General features: G+C 61.2%; 1 protein-coding gene. It reads left to right on the top strand.

Going from position 1 to position 255, the window contains the following annotated elements:
- A partial coding sequence (locus F0Q45_RS27265; protein WP_188113228.1) for an AMP-binding protein occupies positions 1 to 255 on the top strand: 255 nt, incomplete at both ends.

The following is a 255-nucleotide window of genomic DNA, read 5'->3' on the forward strand; positions in this document are numbered from 1 at the left end:
ATCCCCGAAGCGGTGACCCGCTCCCCAACAGAGTTCCATCAACTGCTGGTGGCTGAACGCGCCAATGTGATGATTCAAACTCCCACCGCTTTTGACGCATTGTTGAGGGTACAACCTGAGCACGGACCCCAGCCGCCGCTCAATGCGGTGGTGCTTGGTGGTGAAGCGTGCCCCGCCGACCTGGTGGACCGGTGTCGGGTGCCCGGGCGGCTGCTGATCAATCAATACGGCCCGTCGGAGACGACGATGTATGTT

Origin of the sequence: Mycobacterium simiae, from assembly GCF_008370645.1 — a bacterium.
In the GTDB taxonomy this organism is placed as follows: domain Bacteria; phylum Actinomycetota; class Actinomycetes; order Mycobacteriales; family Mycobacteriaceae; genus Mycobacterium; species Mycobacterium simiae_A.